The 20,160-nt window shown below is 61.2% G+C and carries 16 protein-coding genes and 3 pseudogenes; 11 read left to right on the top strand and 8 right to left on the bottom strand.

Annotated elements, in window-relative coordinates; all coding sequences use genetic code 11:
* The first annotated feature begins 117 nt into the window (after positions 1-117).
* Complete coding sequence (locus tag JQC81_RS24855; protein WP_203274487.1) at positions 118-1,095, top strand: Bug family tripartite tricarboxylate transporter substrate binding protein; 978 nt, start codon at positions 118-120, stop codon at positions 1,093-1,095.
* Positions 1,096-1,212: 117 nt separating this feature from the next.
* Positions 1,213-2,175 carry an alpha/beta hydrolase gene (locus tag JQC81_RS24860; RefSeq protein WP_203274488.1) on the top strand — a complete coding sequence of 321 codons (963 nt, stop codon included), beginning with the start codon at positions 1,213-1,215 and terminating at the stop codon, positions 2,173-2,175.
* A 286-nt stretch (positions 2,176-2,461) separates the two neighbouring features.
* Here JQC81_RS24860 and JQC81_RS24865 read toward each other — a convergent pair whose 3' ends face one another.
* The 6 genes from JQC81_RS24865 to JQC81_RS24890 all read right to left on the bottom strand — a co-directional run bounded on the left by JQC81_RS24865 (position 2,462) and on the right by JQC81_RS24890 (position 8,490).
* Complete coding sequence (locus tag JQC81_RS24865; protein WP_203274489.1) at positions 2,462-3,694, bottom strand: NAD(P)/FAD-dependent oxidoreductase; 1,233 nt, start codon at positions 3,692-3,694, stop codon at positions 2,462-2,464.
* Between the two features lie 11 nt (positions 3,695-3,705).
* Positions 3,706-4,671, bottom strand: coding sequence for an ornithine cyclodeaminase family protein (locus tag JQC81_RS24870; protein WP_203274490.1), 966 nt, complete (start codon positions 4,669-4,671; stop codon positions 3,706-3,708).
* Positions 4,672-4,676: 5 nt separating this feature from the next.
* On the bottom strand, positions 4,677-5,858 hold the full coding sequence (locus JQC81_RS24875) for an NAD(P)/FAD-dependent oxidoreductase (protein ID WP_203274491.1): 1,182 nt from the start codon (positions 5,856-5,858) through the stop codon (positions 4,677-4,679).
* On the bottom strand, positions 5,855-7,222 hold the full coding sequence (locus tag JQC81_RS24880; protein ID WP_203274492.1) for an FAD/NAD(P)-dependent oxidoreductase: 1,368 nt from the start codon (positions 7,220-7,222) through the stop codon (positions 5,855-5,857). The genes JQC81_RS24875 and JQC81_RS24880 overlap by 4 nt, the downstream gene beginning before the upstream one ends.
* Positions 7,215-7,544, bottom strand: coding sequence for a (2Fe-2S)-binding protein (locus tag JQC81_RS24885; protein ID WP_203274493.1), 330 nt, complete (start codon positions 7,542-7,544; stop codon positions 7,215-7,217). Before JQC81_RS24885 ends, JQC81_RS24880 begins: the two co-directional genes overlap by 8 nt.
* 133 nt (positions 7,545-7,677) lie before the next feature.
* On the bottom strand, positions 7,678-8,490 hold the full coding sequence (locus JQC81_RS24890; RefSeq protein ID WP_246520647.1) for an IclR family transcriptional regulator: 813 nt from the start codon (positions 8,488-8,490) through the stop codon (positions 7,678-7,680).
* A gap of 128 nt (positions 8,491-8,618) precedes the next feature.
* Here JQC81_RS24890 and JQC81_RS24895 point away from each other — a divergent pair, with 128 nt between their 5' ends.
* From JQC81_RS24895 to JQC81_RS24925, 7 genes are all read left to right on the top strand, one after another.
* Positions 8,619-9,392 (top strand): enoyl-CoA hydratase/isomerase family protein, encoded by a 774-nt coding sequence (locus JQC81_RS24895; protein ID WP_203274494.1) that lies wholly within the window; start codon positions 8,619-8,621, stop codon positions 9,390-9,392.
* 59 nt (positions 9,393-9,451) lie between these two features.
* On the top strand, positions 9,452-10,519 hold the full coding sequence (locus JQC81_RS24900) for an ABC transporter substrate-binding protein (protein WP_203274495.1): 1,068 nt from the start codon (positions 9,452-9,454) through the stop codon (positions 10,517-10,519).
* Between the two features lie 262 nt (positions 10,520-10,781).
* Entirely contained in the window at positions 10,782-11,861 is a 1,080-nt protein-coding gene (locus tag JQC81_RS24905) for an ABC transporter ATP-binding protein (RefSeq protein ID WP_203274496.1), read from the top strand.
* 20 nt (positions 11,862-11,881) lie between these two features.
* Entirely contained in the window at positions 11,882-13,642 is a 1,761-nt protein-coding gene (locus tag JQC81_RS24910) for an ABC transporter permease subunit (RefSeq protein ID WP_203274497.1), read from the top strand.
* A 22-nt stretch (positions 13,643-13,664) separates the two neighbouring features.
* Positions 13,665-15,200 (top strand): AMP-binding protein, encoded by a 1,536-nt coding sequence (locus JQC81_RS24915; protein ID WP_203274498.1) that lies wholly within the window; start codon positions 13,665-13,667, stop codon positions 15,198-15,200.
* Position 15,201: 1 nt separating this feature from the next.
* A complete protein-coding gene (locus JQC81_RS24920) occupies positions 15,202-16,287 on the top strand; it encodes a hypothetical protein (protein WP_203274499.1) in 1,086 nt (361 codons plus the stop codon).
* An 84-nt stretch (positions 16,288-16,371) separates the two neighbouring features.
* Positions 16,372-17,802: an NAD(P)/FAD-dependent oxidoreductase gene (locus JQC81_RS24925; RefSeq protein ID WP_203274500.1), complete on the top strand. Its 1,431-nt coding sequence runs from the start codon at positions 16,372-16,374 to the stop codon at positions 17,800-17,802.
* Between the two features lie 61 nt (positions 17,803-17,863).
* Here the strand turns inward: JQC81_RS24925 and JQC81_RS24930 are convergent.
* A pseudogene (locus JQC81_RS24930) lies at positions 17,864-17,956 on the bottom strand (IS6 family transposase); the annotation flags it as partial.
* 293 nt (positions 17,957-18,249) lie between these two features.
* Positions 18,250-19,008 (bottom strand): annotated as a pseudogene (locus JQC81_RS24935) (IS110 family RNA-guided transposase); the annotation flags it as partial.
* Between JQC81_RS24935 and JQC81_RS24940 the strand changes: the two are divergent.
* Positions 19,008-19,709, top strand: a complete 702-nt coding sequence (locus tag JQC81_RS24940) for an IS6 family transposase (RefSeq protein WP_203274501.1) — start codon at positions 19,008-19,010, stop codon at positions 19,707-19,709. The pseudogene JQC81_RS24935 and the gene JQC81_RS24940 sit on opposite strands and share 1 nt — an antisense overlap.
* Positions 19,710-19,775: 66 nt before the next feature.
* Positions 19,776-20,099, top strand: a pseudogene (locus tag JQC81_RS33440) (winged helix-turn-helix domain-containing protein); the annotation flags it as partial.
* Positions 20,100-20,160: the final 61 nt, after the last annotated feature.

Raw genomic sequence — 20,160 nt, forward strand, 5'->3', positions numbered from 1 at the left:
CCACCAGAGCAGCCCGGCATACAACGCCGGGCTGATCCGACCGTGACTTATCAAGGCGTCCGAAGAAGGCGCCGATTCCATCAATTCTCTGGATGCACAATCTCAAGGAGGAAAGACATGACCACCCTCACCCGGCGCGTTCTCTTGGCGGGCGCCGCACTCCTGGCCACGGCCACAGCGCATGCCGAGACTTGGCCCCAGCGCCCGGTCACGATCGTCGTGCCTCAGGCCGCGGGAAACAGCCCCGACGTCCTGTGCCGCATCATCGCAGACAAGCTCTCGCGTAGCTTTGGACAGCAGTTCGTTGTCGAGAACCGTCCTGGCGCCGCGAACGTCGTCGGCACCCAGTCGGTCGCACGTGCTGCTCCGGACGGCTACACGTTCCTGTTCGCGACCTCAGCCTCGCTGGTCACCAATCCCTATACCTTCAAGAACCTCTCGTACGATCCAGTCAAGGATTTCACGCCGGTCGCCATGGTGGCGAAAAGCCATCATGTGCTTCTGGTGAATAAGGATGTGAAGGCCACGACCCTGCCTGAGCTGATTGCACTCGAGAAGGCTGCCCCCGGTTCATTGAGCCTTGCTGTTGATGGCCCGCGCAACATCTCGGGCCTGATCGCGCAATCGATCAACAAGCAGGCTGGCACCAAATTCGTGCTCGTGCCCTACAACACCATATCAAACGCGGTGCAGGACAGCATCACGGGCCGCACCCAGGTCACGATCCAATCCGCATCCGTGGTCGAACCTTTCATCAAGGAAGGCTCCCTCCGGCCCATCGCCGTTGCGGGAACCAGGAGGATCTCCTCGCTCCCGGACGTGCCTGCCATTTCCGAGACCTTGAAGAGCGTCGATCTCCAGGGCTGGTTCATGGTCCTGGCTCCGGCCAACACGCCCTCTGACATTGTTCAGAAACTGAGCTCAGAAATAGCCCGGGTCCTGAAGGAGCCGGATGTTCAGGAGCGGGCTCCGACGCTGGGCTTCGAGGTCGATCCGGGCGAGGCTGTGACGCCGGTTGGAGCCAAGAAGTTCCTGGAAGCGGAACTTGCCTCGACCGGCAAGGTCATTCGGGAGCTCGGCATTGAGCCTCAATGACCAGGGTCATGCTCTGGCAGAGGACAGTTCACCTGTCCTCTGCCAGAGCGTCCATAGCGACAGCATAGACCCGAGCGGCATCCCCCCCTAGAGAGCTCAACCGGTCAAGGACAAGATATGTCACCGTCGAAAGTGCCCGTGGTTGCATTGTGTCTGGCCGTCTTGGCGCTCGCAAGCCAAGCTCATGCTCAGGAGGTCTCATCAGGGCCACCACCCGAGATCGCGGCGCAGATCCGCGCTCTTGGTCCTGTCGTGAACGTGCCGGCGGTCAACAAGCTCTACGAACCGCTTCTGGCACGGCAGCCGACCGTAAATGTCACCCGCACAAACGACATTGCATACGGTCCTGACGAGCGCCACAAGCCTGAACAGGCCTCATCCGAGAGGCGCCCGGCCGTCATCTTCTTTCACGGCGGCGGCTTTATCCGCGGCGACAAGGCCGAGCGTTCCAACATCGGATACTTCCTTGCCCGCCATGGCGTCGTGGCGATCCTGAGCAGCTATCAGCTGGCTCCCAAGAACCCATGGCCTGCGGGCCCTGAGGACGTTGTGGCCGCTTTGAACTGGGTCAAAGCCAATGCTGATGCTTTGGGCATTGACCCGAGCCGCATCGTTCTGATGGGCGAGTCCGCGGGTGCTGCCCATGTGGCGAGCGCCGTGACCATGCCTCGGTTTAGGCCGGCGGACGGGTTGGGAATAGCAGGTGCGGTGCTGCTGTCTGGTGTGTACGATGCCGATCTGGAGTTTCGGGCCAAGAAGCAACTTGGCCTTCCAACACCGGACCCGCGAAACGATGCCTACTTCGGAACTGACCCCGAGCGCTCGGGAGCAATGTCCATCGTCCTGAAACTGAAAGCTCCCTTGCCGCCGATCCTGCTTGCCTATGCGGAGCTCGACCCACCTCAAATGCAGATCCAAGCTGGTGAAATGTTCGCTGCCCTATGCAGAGCCCAGAATACCTGTCCTGACCTGCTATGGATGAGGGCTCACAATCACGGGTCGGCTGGGAGTTCCTTCAACACGGAGGATGGCACCGTCAGTCGGCCAGTTCTGGACTTCATTCTGTCAAAGCAGAAGTAGAACCGCCGATATCAACGTGTCTAGTTCAGCTCGGCTTCGCCGAAAGAGGTCGCTGCAGAAGGACTGCTCTGGGTCAAAGTGTAACGTTGGGCAGGCCAAATGAAGGTCCGCTCGTCGCGCCTTTGAAGAAGTTCGGCTTACTTCCGGATCCTGCCATTTGCGGACCTTACCTTCCAATCCTGAGCTATTCGAACCAAGCTTCTTCGAGTGTCTGCCTTGTCTATGCGGCTCGCCTCATATGGACGAATGCTTCCTTGATCGGATCTACTGCGTAGATCAGCCGTGTTTAGAAGCGATTTGCTCGGTAAGGATAAGGATCGATCGTTGGTTTCCTGCTTGCAACCAAGTCAGAGACCAGCAGGCCTGTTGTTGAGCCGCCAATAAGCCCTGTCTGGCCATGGCCGAAAGCAAGCACAACGTTCCTGTGCTGAGGCGAGGGTCCGATCACTGGCAGGGAATCAGGTGTCGCGGGGCGGTGCCCCATCCAAATGGAAATCGGCTCGTCAGTCATGCTAGGGAAGTAGCGCTTTGCGATCTTCCCGAGGGTGGAGGCCCGCCGCTCATTCATCGGGGCGTCGAGACCAGCGATCTCCGCCGTTCCTGCGACCCGAAGGCCATGCTCCATGGGCGTCATCATGATCTTTGCAGCCAGCGGATAGAGCGGGCGCTTTGGGGCCGTCTCAGGCATGGGCAGCATCACGTGGTAGCCGCGCAGGCTTTCGATGGGGATCCTGAGGCCGAGCCGTCCGACCAAACGCTGAGACCACGCACCGGCTGCGATCACCACCATATCGCACGGCATGCGCCCAACATCCGTCACGACGGCCCGAACCTCTCCGGCATGCTGCTCGAAATCTTTGACCGATGTGCGAACGAAGCGCCCCCCGTTCCGCGCGATGTCTTCGGCGATGGTCGCCACAAGGCGATGAGGATTGCTGCAATGACCGGAATCCGGAAGGTAGATCGCTTTCGAAAAGCGCGGACCCAGCGAGGGCTCCAGTTGGCGGACCTCGTCGGGACCCAGGATTTCCGAACGGATTCCGAGCGCAGCTCTTAGTTGTTGACCCAGTGTATCCTTGGCGAAGGCAGCATCGCTTTCATATAGGTAGAGCTGACCGGAAACATGAAGCAGGCTTTTAGCATTGATACCCAAAAGCTTCCGGTAGTTCTCGAAGCTGTCGGCGTGGAGCAAGCGGAGTGCCTTTGCGATGCCGTTGATGCGCGGGCTTGCTCCCGCCGCGATGAACCTGGTGAGCCAAGGCAGCGCACGAGGCAGATAGCGCCAGTCGATCCACAACGGACTGTCGGGATCGGTGATCCACGACGCAGCCTGCCGCACGATGCCTGGCGTGGACAGCGGCACCACCGATCCGGGACCGATACTTCCAGCATTGCCGAAGGAACATCCCTCTCCCGGTGGCAATGGATCATAAATGGTCACGGAGTGCCCGTCCCGCTGAAGGAAGGCCGCACACGAGGCCCCGATGACGCCTGCTCCGACAATGGCGATGTTAGCCAAAGCTCCCTCCCTTATAGCGGAAGATATAGTCCGCGACCGGTTCGCTCGGCCTCTGCGATGACCTCGGCCGCAATGGCGAGATCGCCAAGAGCGAAGCCGGGAAAGAGGAACATGGCGCGCTGCCTTACGTCAGTGCGCCCAGGAGCAGTCCCGACGACGAGGGATGCCAGATCTGCATCGAAGGGCCCTGGATAGCGGAGCTTGGCCTGATTGGACGGATCGGCCGCCTGAGCATGGTCGTCTGTGGCCAGAATATCGAGAGTGCGCAGCCCCACGCCGCGCCAAGGGCGGCCGAGATCGACCGCGGCGACGAAGCAGCCGGGCCGCAGGAGCGAGGCATCTAGCAACGGCTCGAGGCCGGGCTGCGCCGGGACTGTCGTCACGACGACGTCGCAGGCGAGCGCTTCGTCGGGACGATCCACGACCTCAGCGTCAAGGCCGCCCTCATGGGCCCATTCCGCGAGCTTTTCGGCGGATGCCCGGCTGCGTGAGCTGCAGACGACCCCGCGAAGCCCAGGCAGCACATCGCGGAGGGATGCGAGATGCCCATAAGCCTGGGCACCGCATCCGATGAAGCCGATGGTGGAACTGTCGGGACGCGCGAGATAGGAAGCCGCCAGCGCCGACATGGCGGCCGTCCGCAGCACCGTGAGACCCGTTCCGTCCATGACAGCCACCGGAACGCCCGTGGTGAATTCACTTACCACGATCAGACCATTGACGTTCGGCAGTCCGCGTTCGCCGTTGTCGGCGGCAACGCCGACCCATTTCGTCGCCGCGAAGGGAGGATCGGGCATGGCAGCGCAGAGAGACTGGAAGAAATGGCCTGGGCCAACTGGCACGGTGAGCTTCGGCTGAACGTGAGCTTTCCCCTCGGCATGTAGGCGGAAGGCTTGTGCCAGCGCCTCTCGCGCGGCCCGAGGCTTTATCTCGAGTGCCGCGATGTCTTCGCTGGAGAGATAAAGCAACTCGCCCATAGTCGTCACCCTGCCCGGCTGCCGGCCACAGCCGGCCCATCGAATTCACGCGCCAGCTTGTCCGAGACCTGAACGGCATCCTTGAAACGGGCGATGGAGAAAATATTGATCGGCGTATCGGTCCTGCCCTCGACGATGAGATCGACAAGCACTGCAGCGACTCCGGGACCGACCTGGAAGCCGTGCCCGCAAAAGCCGAAGGCATGATACAAACCGGGCGTCGTCTCGCTCTCGCCGATGACCGGCAGCATGTCGGGCAGATAGCCCTCGATTCCCGACCAGACGCGGATCACCTGCGCCGACTTCAGGAACGGGGCGATCGTCATAAGGTTGCGCATGCCGTTGAGCGTCTTGACCGGCGGCACGGGAGCGCGGTTGAGTACTGGATCCGCCGCAGTTCGCGGATAGCCCGCGAAAATTACGTTGCCGCGCGGAACCTGCCGAAAGATGGCGGATCCATCCACCGCCTGCACGGAAGGCGCGATCCGGTAAGGAAGCGGCTCGGTCACGAATTGCGGAGGGCCGGCTGCGAACATGGGCGCCGTCTCGCCGAAGGCCTCCGCAACAGTCAGAGCCCAAGCGCCTGCGGAGTTCACTACTGCATCGCAGTCGATCACGCACCCGGTATCGGTCATGACGGTGAAGCCGGCGCCGGTTTGATGTACTTGCGTCACGCACGTCCTCTCGAGTACTTCCGCGTTGAGGCGCTGCGCGGCCCGTGCGACAGCCACCGACACGAGACGGGGGTTGGCCGTGGCATCGCGCGCCGAATAGGTTGCTGCCTGAGGGCTCTCCCCCACCCACGGCCAGCGGCGGCGCAACTCCTCACGATCGATCCGCTCGATCACGAGTCCATGGCTCTCGGACACCCGTGCATACTGCTCCAGCTTCGCCTGCTCGGCATCGTTCATCGCAACATAGAGGTGGCCGGTTCTCTCGAACTCGCACCTGTCGCCGATCAGCTCGTCGATGTTCTCCCAGAGCGCCTGAGATCTGAGAGACAATGGATACTGCCCGGGATGCCGACCCTGCAAACGCAAGTTGCCGAAGTTCACGCCGCTCGATTGGGCACCGACGATGCCTTTCTCGATCAGGATCACATCCAATCCGCGCTTGGCGAGGAGAAGGGCCGTCCAGGTGCCGATGAGCCCGCCGCCGACAATGACGATTTTCGTCTTCGTCGTCATGGCTCCAGCTCCGCGGCTGCATGAAGAGGAATGGGCTTCACCGGCGCCTGCGTGCGCAAGCGCCCAACTTCCGCGATTGGCGCTCCGCAGGCTCCGGCCACGATCTCCTGCAGGGCCGGACCGCAGAAACGCCCCTGGCACCGGCCCATGCCGCAGCGCGTGATCGCCTTCACCCGATTGACCTCGCGCGGGCCCAGCGGCGCACGAACGGCACCTCGGATTTCCCCGACCGTCACCGCCTCGCATCGGCAGGCGATGGTTTCGTCGGTCAATGCGGCAACCTGCTCGACCGGCCATGCGAAGGCCCGGGCCAAGCCTTTCTGGAATCGCCGCAGGCGCCCGACCTGTCGCCGCAGACGGACCAGCTCAGTCTCCGGCTGCGGCCGGCCGAAATCTGCGAGCAGCGCGTGAGCCGCGAGCGCACCGCTGGCCTCTGCGGCGTCCGCTCCGCCGATCGCCGCGCTGTCACCAGCCAGGTAGAGATCAGCCCCAGCCCGTCCGTCGGCATCAGTCTCCGGCAACCAGAGCCGGAAGGTCGGATCGAACCGGAAGCGCGCTCCAGCCAGCTCGGCCAGCTGCGTTTCCGGCTTGAGGCCGTAGCCATAGGCAACGGCGTCACAGGGAATGAGCCGTTCGCGCCCCCTGCCATCCCTGATCCGAACGCCCTCGACATAATCCTTGCCGTCGATCGCGAGAGGGGTCGCGCCGTCGATGATGGGAATGCCGGCCCAATGGAGTGCCGCCCGGTACATGATGCCTCGCGCCAGCGTTCGCGAGCTCGCCGCAAGGTCGCGCATCGCAGCCCGTTTCGCTGAGAAAGGAGTCGTATCCACGACGGCGGCAATCGATGCACCGGACTTGTGGTATTGCAGCGCCGCCAGTAACAGCAGCGGCGAACTGCCGAGGAAGACGATGCGGCTCCCGATCAGGCACCCCTGATCCTTGAGGATCACCTGGGCGCCGCCGAGGGTGAAGACACCCGGCAATGTCCAGTTCGGCAGAGGCATGATCCGATCCGTGGCGCCGGTCGTCAGGATCAGCGCGTCATACGGGATCGTACCCGCCACACCATCGCATAACGTGTGCAGCACTTTGTCATGGACGCCCCAGACCAGAGTGGCGGGTCGGTAATCGATCCGCTTTTCGAGAGAGGCGAACAACGAATGCAGGCGCCGGTACTTTCCTGCCTCCGAACCCATCAGGACCTTGAGGTCGAGAGCAAGGCTCTTGGCCGGCATGCGATAGCCCTGGCCACCCACTTGCCTCGCCTCGTTCACGAGAATCGGCTTCAGGCCTGCCTCGACCAGAATGGATGCGGCTCGGACGCCAGCCGGACCGCCGCCGACGATCACGACATTAGTCATTGGCGCCGGCTTTCTGATGATCGGTCCAAACAATCATGTCACTGACTGCGAGGGTCGTACAGGCTCGGACGCGCTCGCCGTCTCCGAGTGAGACCCAGCAATCCTGGCACGCTCCCATCAGACAGAAACCAGCGCGGGGCGCGCCGCCGAATTCGAGATGACGGACGGCCCTTCCGTTCAGAAGGAGCACCGCAAGTAGGCTGTCGCCTTCGACAGCCTCGACGGCATGTCCATCGATCGTTATGCGGAGGGGAACGCCGTGACGGGGGATGGCCCTCACGAATTGTCCTCGAGACGCTCTCTGTCCTGGCCCGTCCGACATCCCTCACCGTCACATCTTTATCGCAATGCGATAAGTTTTGTGGAAGGGTAGGATTGGAAGAAAACAGCTGTCAAGAAAAAGCCCGTCGATCTTTCGGGCAATGAGCTCAAATTTCAGCCAAGCAGAGATTGCATCAGGTGGACGATACGGAGTGCGCTCCGGAGATAATGTGCATCGCGAAGCGCTCCACGACCATTTCCGGCGAGAAGCGCGAGAGCGGAACGGCGATATTGATCGCACCTTCCGGGCGATTGTTTGCCGCAACGACTGCCGCGGCGATGGATGCGTCCCCCCGATAGAACTCATCGAAAGCGGTGGCGTATCCCTGCTCGCGCGAAACGCGCAGCTTCTTCACGAGATCGTCGAGCCTCCACGTCGTCGAGGGCGTGTAAGCCTTCCGGTCAGAGCGTTCGAGAATCCCAACGGCCTCATCCTCCGGCAAGCGCGACAGGATCGCCATGCCCGGAGCGGTGCAATAGGCCGGCATGCGGGAGCCGATGATCACGTTCGTGTTCAGCATGTGCCGGCTCATGAAGCGAGAGATGAAGATGATCTCTGTGTCGTCAAGCACAGTCATGTTGACTGTCTCCTCCGTCTCTTTGGAGAGGTGCAGGAGATAGGGCATAGCCCGTTCCACGAGGCGGTTGCTGCGCAGGTAGTAGTAACCTAGTTGCAGTGTCTTGGCTGTCAGCTCGAACCGCTTCGTATCGGGGTCTTTGCGCAAATAACCCAACTTGGTCAGCGTATGTGTGAAGCGTTGTGCTGCGCTGACATCCATATCGGTCGCCGCCGCAATCTGAGAAAGACCCAGGTTCGTGCTGTGATGATCGAAAACGGAAAGCACACGAAAGGCCTTCTCCACTGACATCACCATCAGCGGATCTGCAGAACGGCTGCGCTTTGCCGGACCGTCATCCTCGATTTTCATCATTTTGCTGCTCGCCATTCCTGAATTCTTTCGCATCCGAACGGCCTCGATAAAAATCTCAATGGGAGTTGACAATTGCGGCAAGTTAAGCGGAACATACAATAACAACTATTGCATTGCAATAAAGCCTTAGGAGATACTAGGCCATGGCTGAGTTTGTTTTAGATGAGCGCCGGGGTCCCGTCGGCATCATCACCCTGAACCGTCCGCAGGTTTTGAATGCTTGGAACACGGCTATGCGGGAGGAGCTGACCGCGACCCTGGCTGCGATGGAAGAGGATGCGGAGGTTCGTGCCATCATTCTCACCGGCGCTGGCGACCGCGCCTTCGGCGCAGGACAGGACCTCAACGAGACGAAGACCTTCGATCCCGACCGCGCTGAGCAGTGGATAGGCGAGTGGGAGCGCCTCTATGACCGCATCCGTTCGCTCTCGAAGCCGATCATTGCAGCACTAAACGGCGTCGCGGCTGGCTCGGCCTTTCAGGTGACGCTCCTTTGCGACCTTCGAATCGGTCACTCCGGCGTGACAATGGGGCAGCCGGAGATCAACTCCGGAATTGCCAGCACCACGGGTCCCTGGATCATGCGCGAGCATCTTGGTCTCGCAAGAACCATTGATCTCACGCTCACTGGCCGCATGATGGATGCGGATGAGTGCTATCGTATCGGCATCATCAACCGCTTGGTGCCACAGGACAAGGTCATGAGTGAATCGCTTGCACTTGCAGAACTCCTCGCGAGCAAGCCTCCTGTCGCCATGCGCCTGGATCGTCAGCGCTTCCGGGAAATGACGGAGGAAGGTTTCCGTGACTGTCTTTCTGCCGGCATCCGCATTCAGCGCGAAGCATACGCATCTGGAGAACCGTCACGAATGATGGAACAGTTCTTGGCTCGCAAGGCCGCGGCAAAGAAGGGCTGAAGCCCCGGCCACACCACGAGGGAATGCAGGTCGACCATCTGCGAAACTGGAGGACGAACATGAGCAATACCAATCTGACTATCAATCGGAGACACCTGCTCAAGACCGCAGGTGGCGCGGCCCTGGTCCTCGGGATGCCGGGTCTCACCGGCAGGGCTCTGGCGGCGACGACAATCACCGTCGCCGATCCCGGAGGGCCCTTCGGCCCAGCCTTCCGGAAAGCCTTCTACGATCCGTTTGAGAAGGCGACCGGCATCAAGGTCGTCAACGTTGCCCGTGAGGCCGAACCTACGGCCCAGTTCAAGGCGATCGTCGAGACGAAATCCTACACCTGGGACGTTTGCACGCTGACCGTCTCGGCACGGGACATCCTGGCGAAGCAGAACCTTCTTGAGCTTATCGGCTTCACTCGAGATGCGGCCCCTGGATTGATGCCAGAAGCAATCTCGGAACACTGGATGGGCACGGACGTGTATTCCACGGTCTTCGCCTACAGAAACGAGCGCTTCAAAAACAGTGCGCCGAAGAGCTGGGCTGATTTCTGGAACGTGGAGAAGTTCCCTGGACGACGCTCCCTGCGCAAGAACCCCATCGACAGCCTTGAGCAGGCTTTGATGGCGGACGGCGTGAGCCCTGATCAGCTTTATCCACTCGACGTCGACCGCGCATTCAAGAGCCTGGATAAGATCAAGCAGCACATCGCAGTGTGGTGGACCGGCGGCGCGCAATCGACTCAGCTTCTGCAAAGTGGCGAGGTTGATATGATCAGCGGTTGGAACGCACGCCTCCAAGCGGCAATTGACGGCGGCGCGTCGGCGACAATCGTCTGGGATCAGGGTCTCTATTCAATCGAGGGCTGGGCAATCCCAAAGGGATGCCCGCGCGCGGATGCCGCGAAGCAGTTTATCAAGTTCTGCTCCGCGTCCGATCGTCAGGCCGCCTACACTGAAATCCTGGCCTATGGACCGACCAACCTCGATGCCTACAAGAGCATATCTCAGGATCGGGCGAAGGTTCTGCCCACGTCGCCCGAGAATCTAAAGCAGATGCGGGTTGCCAATGAAAACTGGTGGAGCGAGAACCGCGCTACGGTGACCGAGCGGTTCAACAGCTGGCTTCTGACTTGATGATAAGCGCCGCCGCTTTGATCTCGGAAGCGTATTACCGAGGCGGCGGCGTATTTATGCAAGACTGAGTGTGGATTCACAAACCGGGTGAGCATGGGCGTTCGCTGATGTCGGCAGCTCACCTGCGGAGCCTATGGTCTGTTGCTGCGCTCGAACTTTGCCGTGTCGGTTCTTATTGCATTTTCCGTCTGGGCGGATGTCGCGGATCCATCAAACGCCGCACCCGCACGCGGCTTAGAGACGAAGGAAGGAATACGCTGCGATGACACCGGTAGCGAAAAAAAATAGTGCGGCTGCGCCGAAGCTGATCATTGAAGGCCTGTCAAAGCAATATGGTTCCGTGACCGCGCTGGAGCCGACGCACCTGACCGTTCCGACGGGAGAGTTCCTCACCCTCCTCGGACCATCGGGCTCGGGCAAGACGACGCTGCTGCAGATGGTCTGCGGCCTCGTCGAGCCGACTTCCGGGCGCATTCTCATCGACGGACGCGATCAGACCCAGACACCAGTCCATCAGCGCGATATCGGACTCGTGTTTCAGCACTACGCGCTCTTCCCGCACCTGACTGTCGCCGAGAATATCGAGTTCCCTCTGCGCATGCGGGCGATGTCAGCCGCGGAGATCAAGCAGCGGGTCAAAGACGTTTTGACGATGGTGCAGCTCGACCATCTCGCAGCGCGCTTCCCCCGTGAGCTTTCCGGCGGGCAGCAGCAGCGCGTCGCACTCGCCCGCTCCTTTGTCTATCAGCCGTCGATCATCCTCATGGACGAGCCACTCGGCGCTCTCGACAAGAAGCTGCGCGAGCACATGCAGATCGAGATCAAGCAGCTGCATCGCGAGACAGGCGCGACCATCATTTATGTGACCCACGACCAGGAGGAAGCGCTCGCCCTCTCCGACCGGATCTGCCTAATGAACCATGCCCGGATCGAGCAGCTCGGCTCTCCCCATGAGATTTATGCGCATCCTGCAACAGCCTTCGCAGCCGACTTCATCGGAATCTCGAACATCTTCCGCGGCAAGGTTGACACCTCCAATGGGGAGGCCCGTCTCGCGACGCCGCAAGGCAAATTCCGCCTGCCCGCAGGTGCCTCGTATTCCGGTGCGGAGGCCGCCATCGTGATCCGCCCCGAGCAGATCAGCCTCGGGGGCGACAACGGGAACACCGTTGTGGGCCGTGTCACCGACGCTGTTTACGCCGGCTCCGAGACGCGTCTCATCGTCAATCTCGACCAAGGCGAAATGGTGATCGCACGCCTGCCGCCGGGCCAACCCGCTCCCGCGTATGGAGAACGCGCAACCTTGAGCTGGAACCCGGATGCAGCGGTTCTGGTGCCATGAACGGTAAGGGAACCGCAAGCATGACAGCAATCACCGCTCCCGCCGCCCCGCTCCGACAGCGTCTCCTTCGCCCCAATGCGCTCTGGCTTGCTGTACCGGGCATCGCGTTCCTAGCGATCTTCTTCCTTTATCCGGTTCTGCGTCTTCTCGCTCTAAGCGTGCAGGATCCGGCGAGCGGCGCCCTCAGCGTTGCAACCTATGCCCGCATCGCGAACACGGACGTGTACCTTCAGGTGCTGGGTATCACGTTCAAGATCGCGGCCAACACGGCCTTGTTCTCGATCCTGCTCGGCTATCCTCTGGCCTACTGGTTGGCAGGACTGAAGGAGGGATTGCGGGAGCGCATGGTGCTTCTCGTGATGGTGCCGTTCTGGACGAGCTATCTCGTGAAGACCTTCGCTTGGATGGTCATTCTCGGGCGGACCGGAGTGATCAACAGCATGCTGACAGGAAGCGGCTTGGCATCTCAGCCACTTCCGCTGGCCTACAACGAATTTGGCGTGATGGTCGGCATGGTTCACGCCATGGTACCGCTCGCCGTGCTCACCATGCTGCCGGTGATGATCGGCGTCGACCGACGCTTGATCCAGGCAGCGCAGGCGCTGGGCGCGGCACCCGCTCAATCCTTCTGGCTCATTTACTTCAAGCTCTCCCTGCCTGGCGTGACCGCCGGCGGCCTGCTGGTCTTCATCTCGTCTCTCGGCTTCTTCATCGTGCCCGCTCTCCTGGGCGGACGACGCGAGACGATGCTGGCGCAGCTCATCATCACGCAGGTGCAGGAACTGCTCAATTGGGCGTTCGCAGGCGCTCTTGCGGCCATGATGCTTGTGGCGGCACTCGTTACAGTCTGGCTCTATGACCGCCTCTTCGGCCTCTCATCGCTTTCGGGCGAGACCTCAGCCCAGGATCGCGGACCAGGGCGTCTGCGCCTGCTCGGCCTTACGATCCTGAGGATCATCGCCAAAGCGAGCGCCGTGCTGGCCGATGTTGTCCGGCGCGTGATCGGAGCCAGCGGCACACGCCGTCTGCTGCCAATCTACTGCACGCTGGCCCTCATGTTTCTGGTGCTTCCTACCATGCTTGTGATACCCATCGGTTTCACGAGCTCGCAGTTCCTGGAGTTCCCGCCTCCGGGGTACAGCCTGCAATGGTTTGAGACATATTTCTCCTCGCCCGTCTGGCTTTCCGCCACCTTGCGCTCCTTCGGCGTGGCTGCCGCGACCGCAATCTGCGGAACCATCATCGGAGGCTTGGCGGCGCTGGCACTGGCGCGCTCCAACTCCCGCTGGGGCGGGGTTGTCTTCGCGACATTCCTTGCTCCCTTGATTGTCCCGCGCATCATCATTGCAGTCGGCCTCTTCTATCTCTTCGCGCAGATGGGTCTCGTCGCTACGAATGTTGGCCTCGTAATCGGTCATACCGTCCTTGCCCTTCCCTTCGCCTTCGTGACCATCACGGCGATCCTGAAGAATTACGATTGGCGTCTCGACCAGGCAGCCGCGGTGCTTGGGGCCAATCGGTTCAAGACCCTGCTGCTCGTCACGGTTCCCCTCGTGAAGGGAGGGCTGGTGGCGGCCTTCCTGTTCGCCTTCATCACCTCATTCGATGAACTCACGATTGCAATCTTCATCAGCGGTGGGATCAAGACGACGCTGCCCAAACAGATGTGGGACGATATGATCCTGCAGCTCAATCCAACGCTCGCTGCAGTGTCTGTCGTGGTCTTTGTGATCGTGACCGTCCTTCTTCTCCTCGCCGAGCGCTTCCGCCGTACGACTTAAACTAACGATCTGAGAAATCTCGATGTCACTCGACGATACCAATCTGGCCGACCTATTGCGTCTGCAAGCCGAGGAGAACCCTGAAGGGATCTTCGCCCGCTTCAATGGCGCCCCCCTCACCTTCGCCATGCTAGACTCCCAGTCTTCAGCTCTGGCGGCCTGGCTGCGCTCCCGTCGTCTGCAAACCGGCGAGCATGTTGCGGTGATGATGCGCAACAGCGTGGAAACGCTGGCGGTGGTTTTCGGGCTCGCCAAGGCCGGCCTGGTCTGGGTGCCGCTCAATGCCCAGCAGCGCGGCCAGGGCCTCCAATACATCATCAACCACTCGAAGCCAGCTCTCGTGATTGCCGATGCAGAGCTCCTACCGATAATCACCGAATGCGAAGCAGAGCATCCGCGCGAGGGCTTCCTCCTCCATGGGGGAGCCGATGATCACCCTCGTCTGGTTAGTGTCCTGAGCGGCGGAACCCTCTTCACGGAACCGGCACCCACCTTGGATGCGCCCTTCGCCATCATGTATACCTCCGGCACAACCGGACAGCCGAAAGGCGTGATCGTCTCGAACCGGATGATCCGACTGGCGGGAGAAGGCGTCAGCCTTGTCGCGGCCTCCCGCGCAGGCGACGTCATGTTCGTGTGGGAGCCACTCTACCATATCGGCGGCGCTCAGCTTCTAAGCCTGCCAATGACCCACGGCGTGATCCTTGCGATGGTGGATCGCTTCAGCGCAAGTCGCTTCTGGAGTCAGGTGCGCGAATACAATGCAACGCACATCCATTATCTCGGGGGCATTCTGCAGATCCTTCTCAAGCAACCTGAAACATCCATGGATCGTGACCATGCCGTGAGGATTGCTTGGGGTGGAGGTTGCCCGGGGGAGATTTGGGAGGCATTCCAGAACCGCTTCGGCGTTCAGATCCGCGAATGCTACGGCATGACTGAAGCCTCTAGTATTACGACCTTCAACGACAAGGGTGTCGTCGGCTCGGTCGGAAACACAGTACCGTGGTTCACGGTGGAATTGCTCGATGCCGATGGCAACCCTGTGCCTCAGGGCGAGCGTGGTGAAATCGTGGTACGCACCTCCATGCCCGGCGCGATCTTTCCAGGCTATTTCGCCAATCCATCCGCAACCGAAAAGGCCCTTCGGAACGGTGCCTTGTATACAGGCGATCTTGGCACCTTCGACCCGGACAAGAACCTGATCTTCCACGGCCGCATGACCGACAGCGTCCGCTGTCGCGGCGAGAACGTCTCCGCTTGGGAAGTCGAGCGCGTCGCATCTGACCATCCATCCGTCGAGGATTGCGCCATGATCGGCGTCGCGGCGGATATCGGCGAACAGGACATCAAGCTCTTCATCAAGCCGAAGTCGGGCGCCAGCCTGCAGCCTGCTGAGATTTCCACGTGGCTGTCCACTCGCCTCGCCAGCTATCAGAACCCCCGCTACATCGCCGTGGTCGACGAGTTCGAGCGCACGCCGAGTCAGCGCATCATGAAGCACAAACTTTCCAAGCGTCTCGACGATTGCTGGGACAGATTCGCCAGAGGAAACTGAAATGACGACGGAGTCCACCATCCTTCTGACCGGAACCGGCGCCTTCGCTGCTCGCATCCTGTTCGACATCGCAGCAACGGCGACTTCCCGGACACGTGTGGTCCTCGCAGGTCGCAACCGAGACCGCCTGCAATGGCTGAAAGTCGCAGCAGGGGCTCGAGCCGCGATCTTCAACACACCCATGACCGTCGTCACGCGTGAGGCCGATCTTCTTGCCGAGGGCACTGCCACCGAACTGCTTGAAGATACAAAGCCGAATGTGGTCGTGCAGGCTGCTTCCGCGCAAACGTCATCCGTGATCGTGGGATCAGGCGATGCATGGAGCAGGCTCGTTGTAGAAGGCGGATTGAGCGCGACCGCGGTTTTCCAGACGCTTCTCAGCTCCCGTGTGGCCGCAGCCATGACGTGCCTCGGAACTAAGGCTCCCCTGATCAATTGCAGCTTCCCGGACGTGGTGAATGGATTGATCAAGGCGCTGGGTCATCAAGTCCTCTGCGGCATGGGGAATGTCGCGATCCTGTCCAATGTCTTCGCGTCCGACCGCAGTTTGATGGATAGAGGCCGCATCAAGGTACTTGCCCATTATCAGAATCTCGGAGCATGGCGCCGCCCGATCGAAACGCGCTCAGGTCCTTCGCCGCGGGTCTGGATCGACAACGAAGAGATCGGGGATGTGTTCGGCATGTTCCGTGATGTGAAGCTGACGCCGGAACCAGTCATCGACATCTCCGGAGCGAGCGGCGTACCGATGATCCTCGCTCTCGCGGAAGGGCGCCCATGGATCGGTCATGTTCCGGGCCCTTACGGCCTACCCGGAGGCTACCCTGTGCAGCTTGCCGACGGTGTTCTGTCGCTGAACCTGCCGCCATCCATGTCGCAGGAAGAAGCCGTGGCATGGAACACGCGCTTCGAGGAAGAGAATGGCCTCGTCGTCGGTGCGGACCGGCGGGCACGCTACAGAGGTGTCCTGCGTGAGCGCCTGGCGCAGTACTCCCCCGCTCTGGCGGAGGGCTTCGATGTGGCAGACCTCGAACAGGTCCACCGTTCGATGCAGGAGCTACGCACGAAGCTGCAGCAACAGAACTGAAACCGGATTCCCGCTGCACGCGCGGCCGAGTGCTGTGCGTGCAGCGACCAAAGTTTAGGCGCAGCACTTTACGGCATTGTCATCATGAGATCCTCCCCGCCCTCCATCGATCCGTCCGATCGCTCCTGGTGGCTCGATGAAGCCCTGAGGGATGAAGGCAACGTGCCTGTCGCCGCGCCACTTAAAGGAGAATTGACAGCCGACGTCGCCATTGTCGGCGGCGGATTCGCTGGACTTTGGTCCGCGCTCACTCTTAAGAACCGTCGCCCTGGCCTTTCCATTGTTCTGATCGAGGCTTCGATCTGCGGCTCCGGCGCGAGTGGCAAGAACGGCGGAAAAGTTCACGGCTACTGGTCCTCCCTGGGCACCGCCGTTCAGGCTCTCGGGCGGGACGGCGCTCTTGCCATCGCCGAGGCTGGCGACTGGGCACAGGATGGAATCCGCGCCTTCGCCTCCGAATGCGGCCGCGACATCTGGTGGCGAGAGGGTGGCAATCTCGTGGTCGCCACCACGGCGTTGCAGGAAGAGAAGATCGCAGGCGTCGTGCAGCAAGCCCGCGAACTGGGTGCGGAAGACCATGTAGCGGTGCTGTCTATAGAAGAGGTTCAGGCGCGCTGTGCGTCACCGGTATTCCGGCACGGCATCTTCTATCCCGATGCAGCAACGGTGCACCCTGCCCGCTTGGCACGTGCACTTCGGCAGGCAGTCATCGACCGCGGAGTTGCACTATTCGAGAATACCCCAATGCTGAGCGTCGATCCGGGACAGCCCTGCCGGATCAAAACTCCTCGTGGCCATATCCTCGCCCGTGAGGTCGTGCTCGCGACCAATGCCGCACTCAGCGCGCGGCGGGAAGTCAGGCCACATGTCAGCATCTTCTCCAGTTATGTCGTCATGTCTGAGCCTGCGCGGGAACAGCTGGCCTCCATGAACTGGACCGGAGATGAAGGCCTCGCGGATCTGCGCATGTTCCTGCATTACTTCCGCAAGACCGAGGACAGCCGCGTTCTGATGGGATCTGGGTCCGGGCCGGTCGGCTATGGCGATTATACTCAGGCAAGGCATTTGACACATGACAGGGCGAGCATCGGACGAGCGGAGGCAGGTCTTCGCCGGCTTCTTCCCGACTTGCGGGAAGTTCCGCTCGCTCGCGCTTGGGGCGGAGCAATCGATGTTTCCGCAGACCGCCTTCCCTTCTTCAAGACCATATCCGACACGCGTATCCACTATGCCTGCGGCTTCTCAGGCCATGGTGTGAACGCCACCTATATCGCCGGGCAGTGCCTCGCGTCGCTGGTCCTCAATGAGAAGGACCGCTGGTCGACGCTGCCATTCTGCACGCGCCCATTGCCGCGATTGCCGCCTGAGCCGTTCCGCTTTGCCGGCGCCAGTGCCATTCGTTCCGCAATTCTTGCTTGCGAGGAGGCCGACGAGCAGAAGCGCCATGCTCCTGCTTTGGCTCAGTCCATTGCCAAGCTACCAAGAATCCTTGGGCTCAGGATTGGCGTTCGATAGAATGGGATGCGTCGCAAATTTGAAGCCGGGGCGAGAAGCTGGCTGAGGACTTGGCATAGGCTCAGGCAGCGAGCATCTTGAATTGCTCGGCAAGAGATGGCGCGGGCTTCCACGCGTACTTCGCCTGCTGCTTGCGCATCATGTGGATCATTTGGTGCTGTCATGTCTGGATGGCGCCCGTTTGGCAATGTGATTGTTGTTGACGTTTCGGCCTAGCGGGGCGGGTGCAGTCATGTCTCCGGCCTTTGAATGCGGTGCTGCATGACCGCAGGCCCTGATGTTTTACGCTGGAAGCTGGTCCCTCTCACGGTATCGCGCTCGACTGACGCAAGACAACACCACGGGTTTTCCAGATCCGGCGGTCCATGTCCGCTTTGGCTTCACATCATCTCATCGTCACCGTGCCAACTGGGATGCCCTGATGGGCGAATAGTGTGAGCTTGCCGTCTATGATGCCGTCGGTGCGGCAGCCCCATGGCTCCCGGGCTCGTAAATCACGCTCCTGGCCATCACCGCCCAGGCGATCCGGGCCATCTTGTTGGCTAAGGCCACGGCCACCACCTTGAACGGCTTCTTGGCCAGCAGAGTTCGGGCCCAGTCAGCCAGGACCGTCCGAGTCTTGCCGGACTTCATGCTGTAGAGCGCCGCGTGCGCGCCGACGACCAGCAGCTTGCGCAGGTGCCGGTTGCCCATCTTGGAGATGGAGCCCAGCCGCGGCTTGCCGCCGGTTGAGTGCTGCCGGGGGACAAGGCGGAGATAGGCGGCAAACTCCCGGCTGCCCTGGAACAGGCTGGCGTCCGGGATGCTGGCCGAGAGACAGGAGGCCACAATCGGGCCGATACCGGGAATGGTAGCCAGCCTGAGGCTCACCGGATCGCTGCGGTGGGCCGCCAGAATGGCTTTGTCGAGCCTGGCAATCTGCGCCTCGATCTCAGCCAGCATCGCCGCCAGAGGCTCGAGTGCGACCCGAGCGGTGACGGGGAGATCGGGAATGGCCTCATCATGGATAAGGGCAATCAGTTGGCGCGTGTTGCGAGCTCCCTGCGCCACCACGATGCCCAGTTCGGCAAAGTGACCGCGCAGGGCATTGATCAGGGCTGTCCGCTGCCCAATCAGGAGATCGCGGGCTCCATGCAGCATGAGGGTGCTTTGCGGTGGTGTCACGTTAACTCGGGCATGAGGGCGAGTCGTATAGATCGACTGGCATGACCAAGCCCGTCAGCTATAAGCGCCACCGCTTCCCGCCTGAGATCATCGCTCACGCCGTCTGGTTGTACTTCCGTTTCCCACTGAGCTTGCGGCTGGTCGAGGAGATGTTGCTCGAGCGCGGCATTCTCGTCTCTTACGAGACAGTCCGTCGCTGGGCTCTGAAGTTTGGACCCGACTACGCGCGCCGCCTCAGGCGCAAGGCACCGAGCCGTCACGACGTCTGGCATCTCGATGAGGTTGTGCTCACCATTGCCGGCCAAAAGCACTGGCTCTGGCGGGCGGTCGATCAGGATGGCTATGTCCTCGATGAGATCGTCCAGACGCGGCGCGATACCAAGACGGCCAAGCGCTTGTTGAAGCGTCTGTTGAAGAAGCAGGGCTGCCCACCCCGGCGACTGATCACCGATAAGTTGGGCTCCTATGCAGCCGCCCGACACCAGATCATGCCGGCGGTTGAGCATCGCTCGCACAAAGGGCTGAATAATCGGGCGGAGAACTCGCATCTCCCGCTGCGAAAACGTGAGCGCGCCATGCAGGGGTTCAAATCACCAGGAGGCTTGCAGAGATTTGTTAGCGTATTCTCTGCCGTCCGCAACCTCTTCGTCCCGCCTCGTTCCCGCCGCTCTGCCATTGCCACCCACCTTCACCGCCTCAAGGCCATGGCGGCGTGGAAGTCTGCAGCCTGCATTGCACGGTGAGCCCAACATGTGACCGCGCTTGCCTCGCCGCGCCCGAGTTCCGTTAACGTGACATCACCGGTGCGCTTCAACGCCCATGGTCCCGAAGGTCTGATCGACGGCAAAGCGCCGGGGAATGTCTGCAAGCTGAGCGCCCGCCATCGCGAGGCCTTGCTGGCCCTGGTGGAGAGCGGCCCCATTCCGGCTGTCCATGGCGTGGTGCGCTGGCGGCTGAAGGATCTGGTGCAGTGGCTCTGGGACGAGTTCCGGATCGAGGTGAGCGAGACGACGCTGGGCCGCGAGCTGCGGGCGCTCGGTTACCGCAAGCTCTCAGCCCGGCCGCGCCATCATGCCAAAAGCGAGGCCGCGGTTGCGGTTTTTAAAAATCTATGGACCGGCCGTGCGTTGCAAGAGGGCTGTTTCTGGTTGGATGAGAGACGGTTCGCATCAATCTATCCGGCCTCAGTATGGA

It is taken from the genome of Microvirga arabica (genome assembly GCF_016811235.1).
Lineage (GTDB): Bacteria > Pseudomonadota > Alphaproteobacteria > Rhizobiales > Beijerinckiaceae > Microvirga > Microvirga arabica.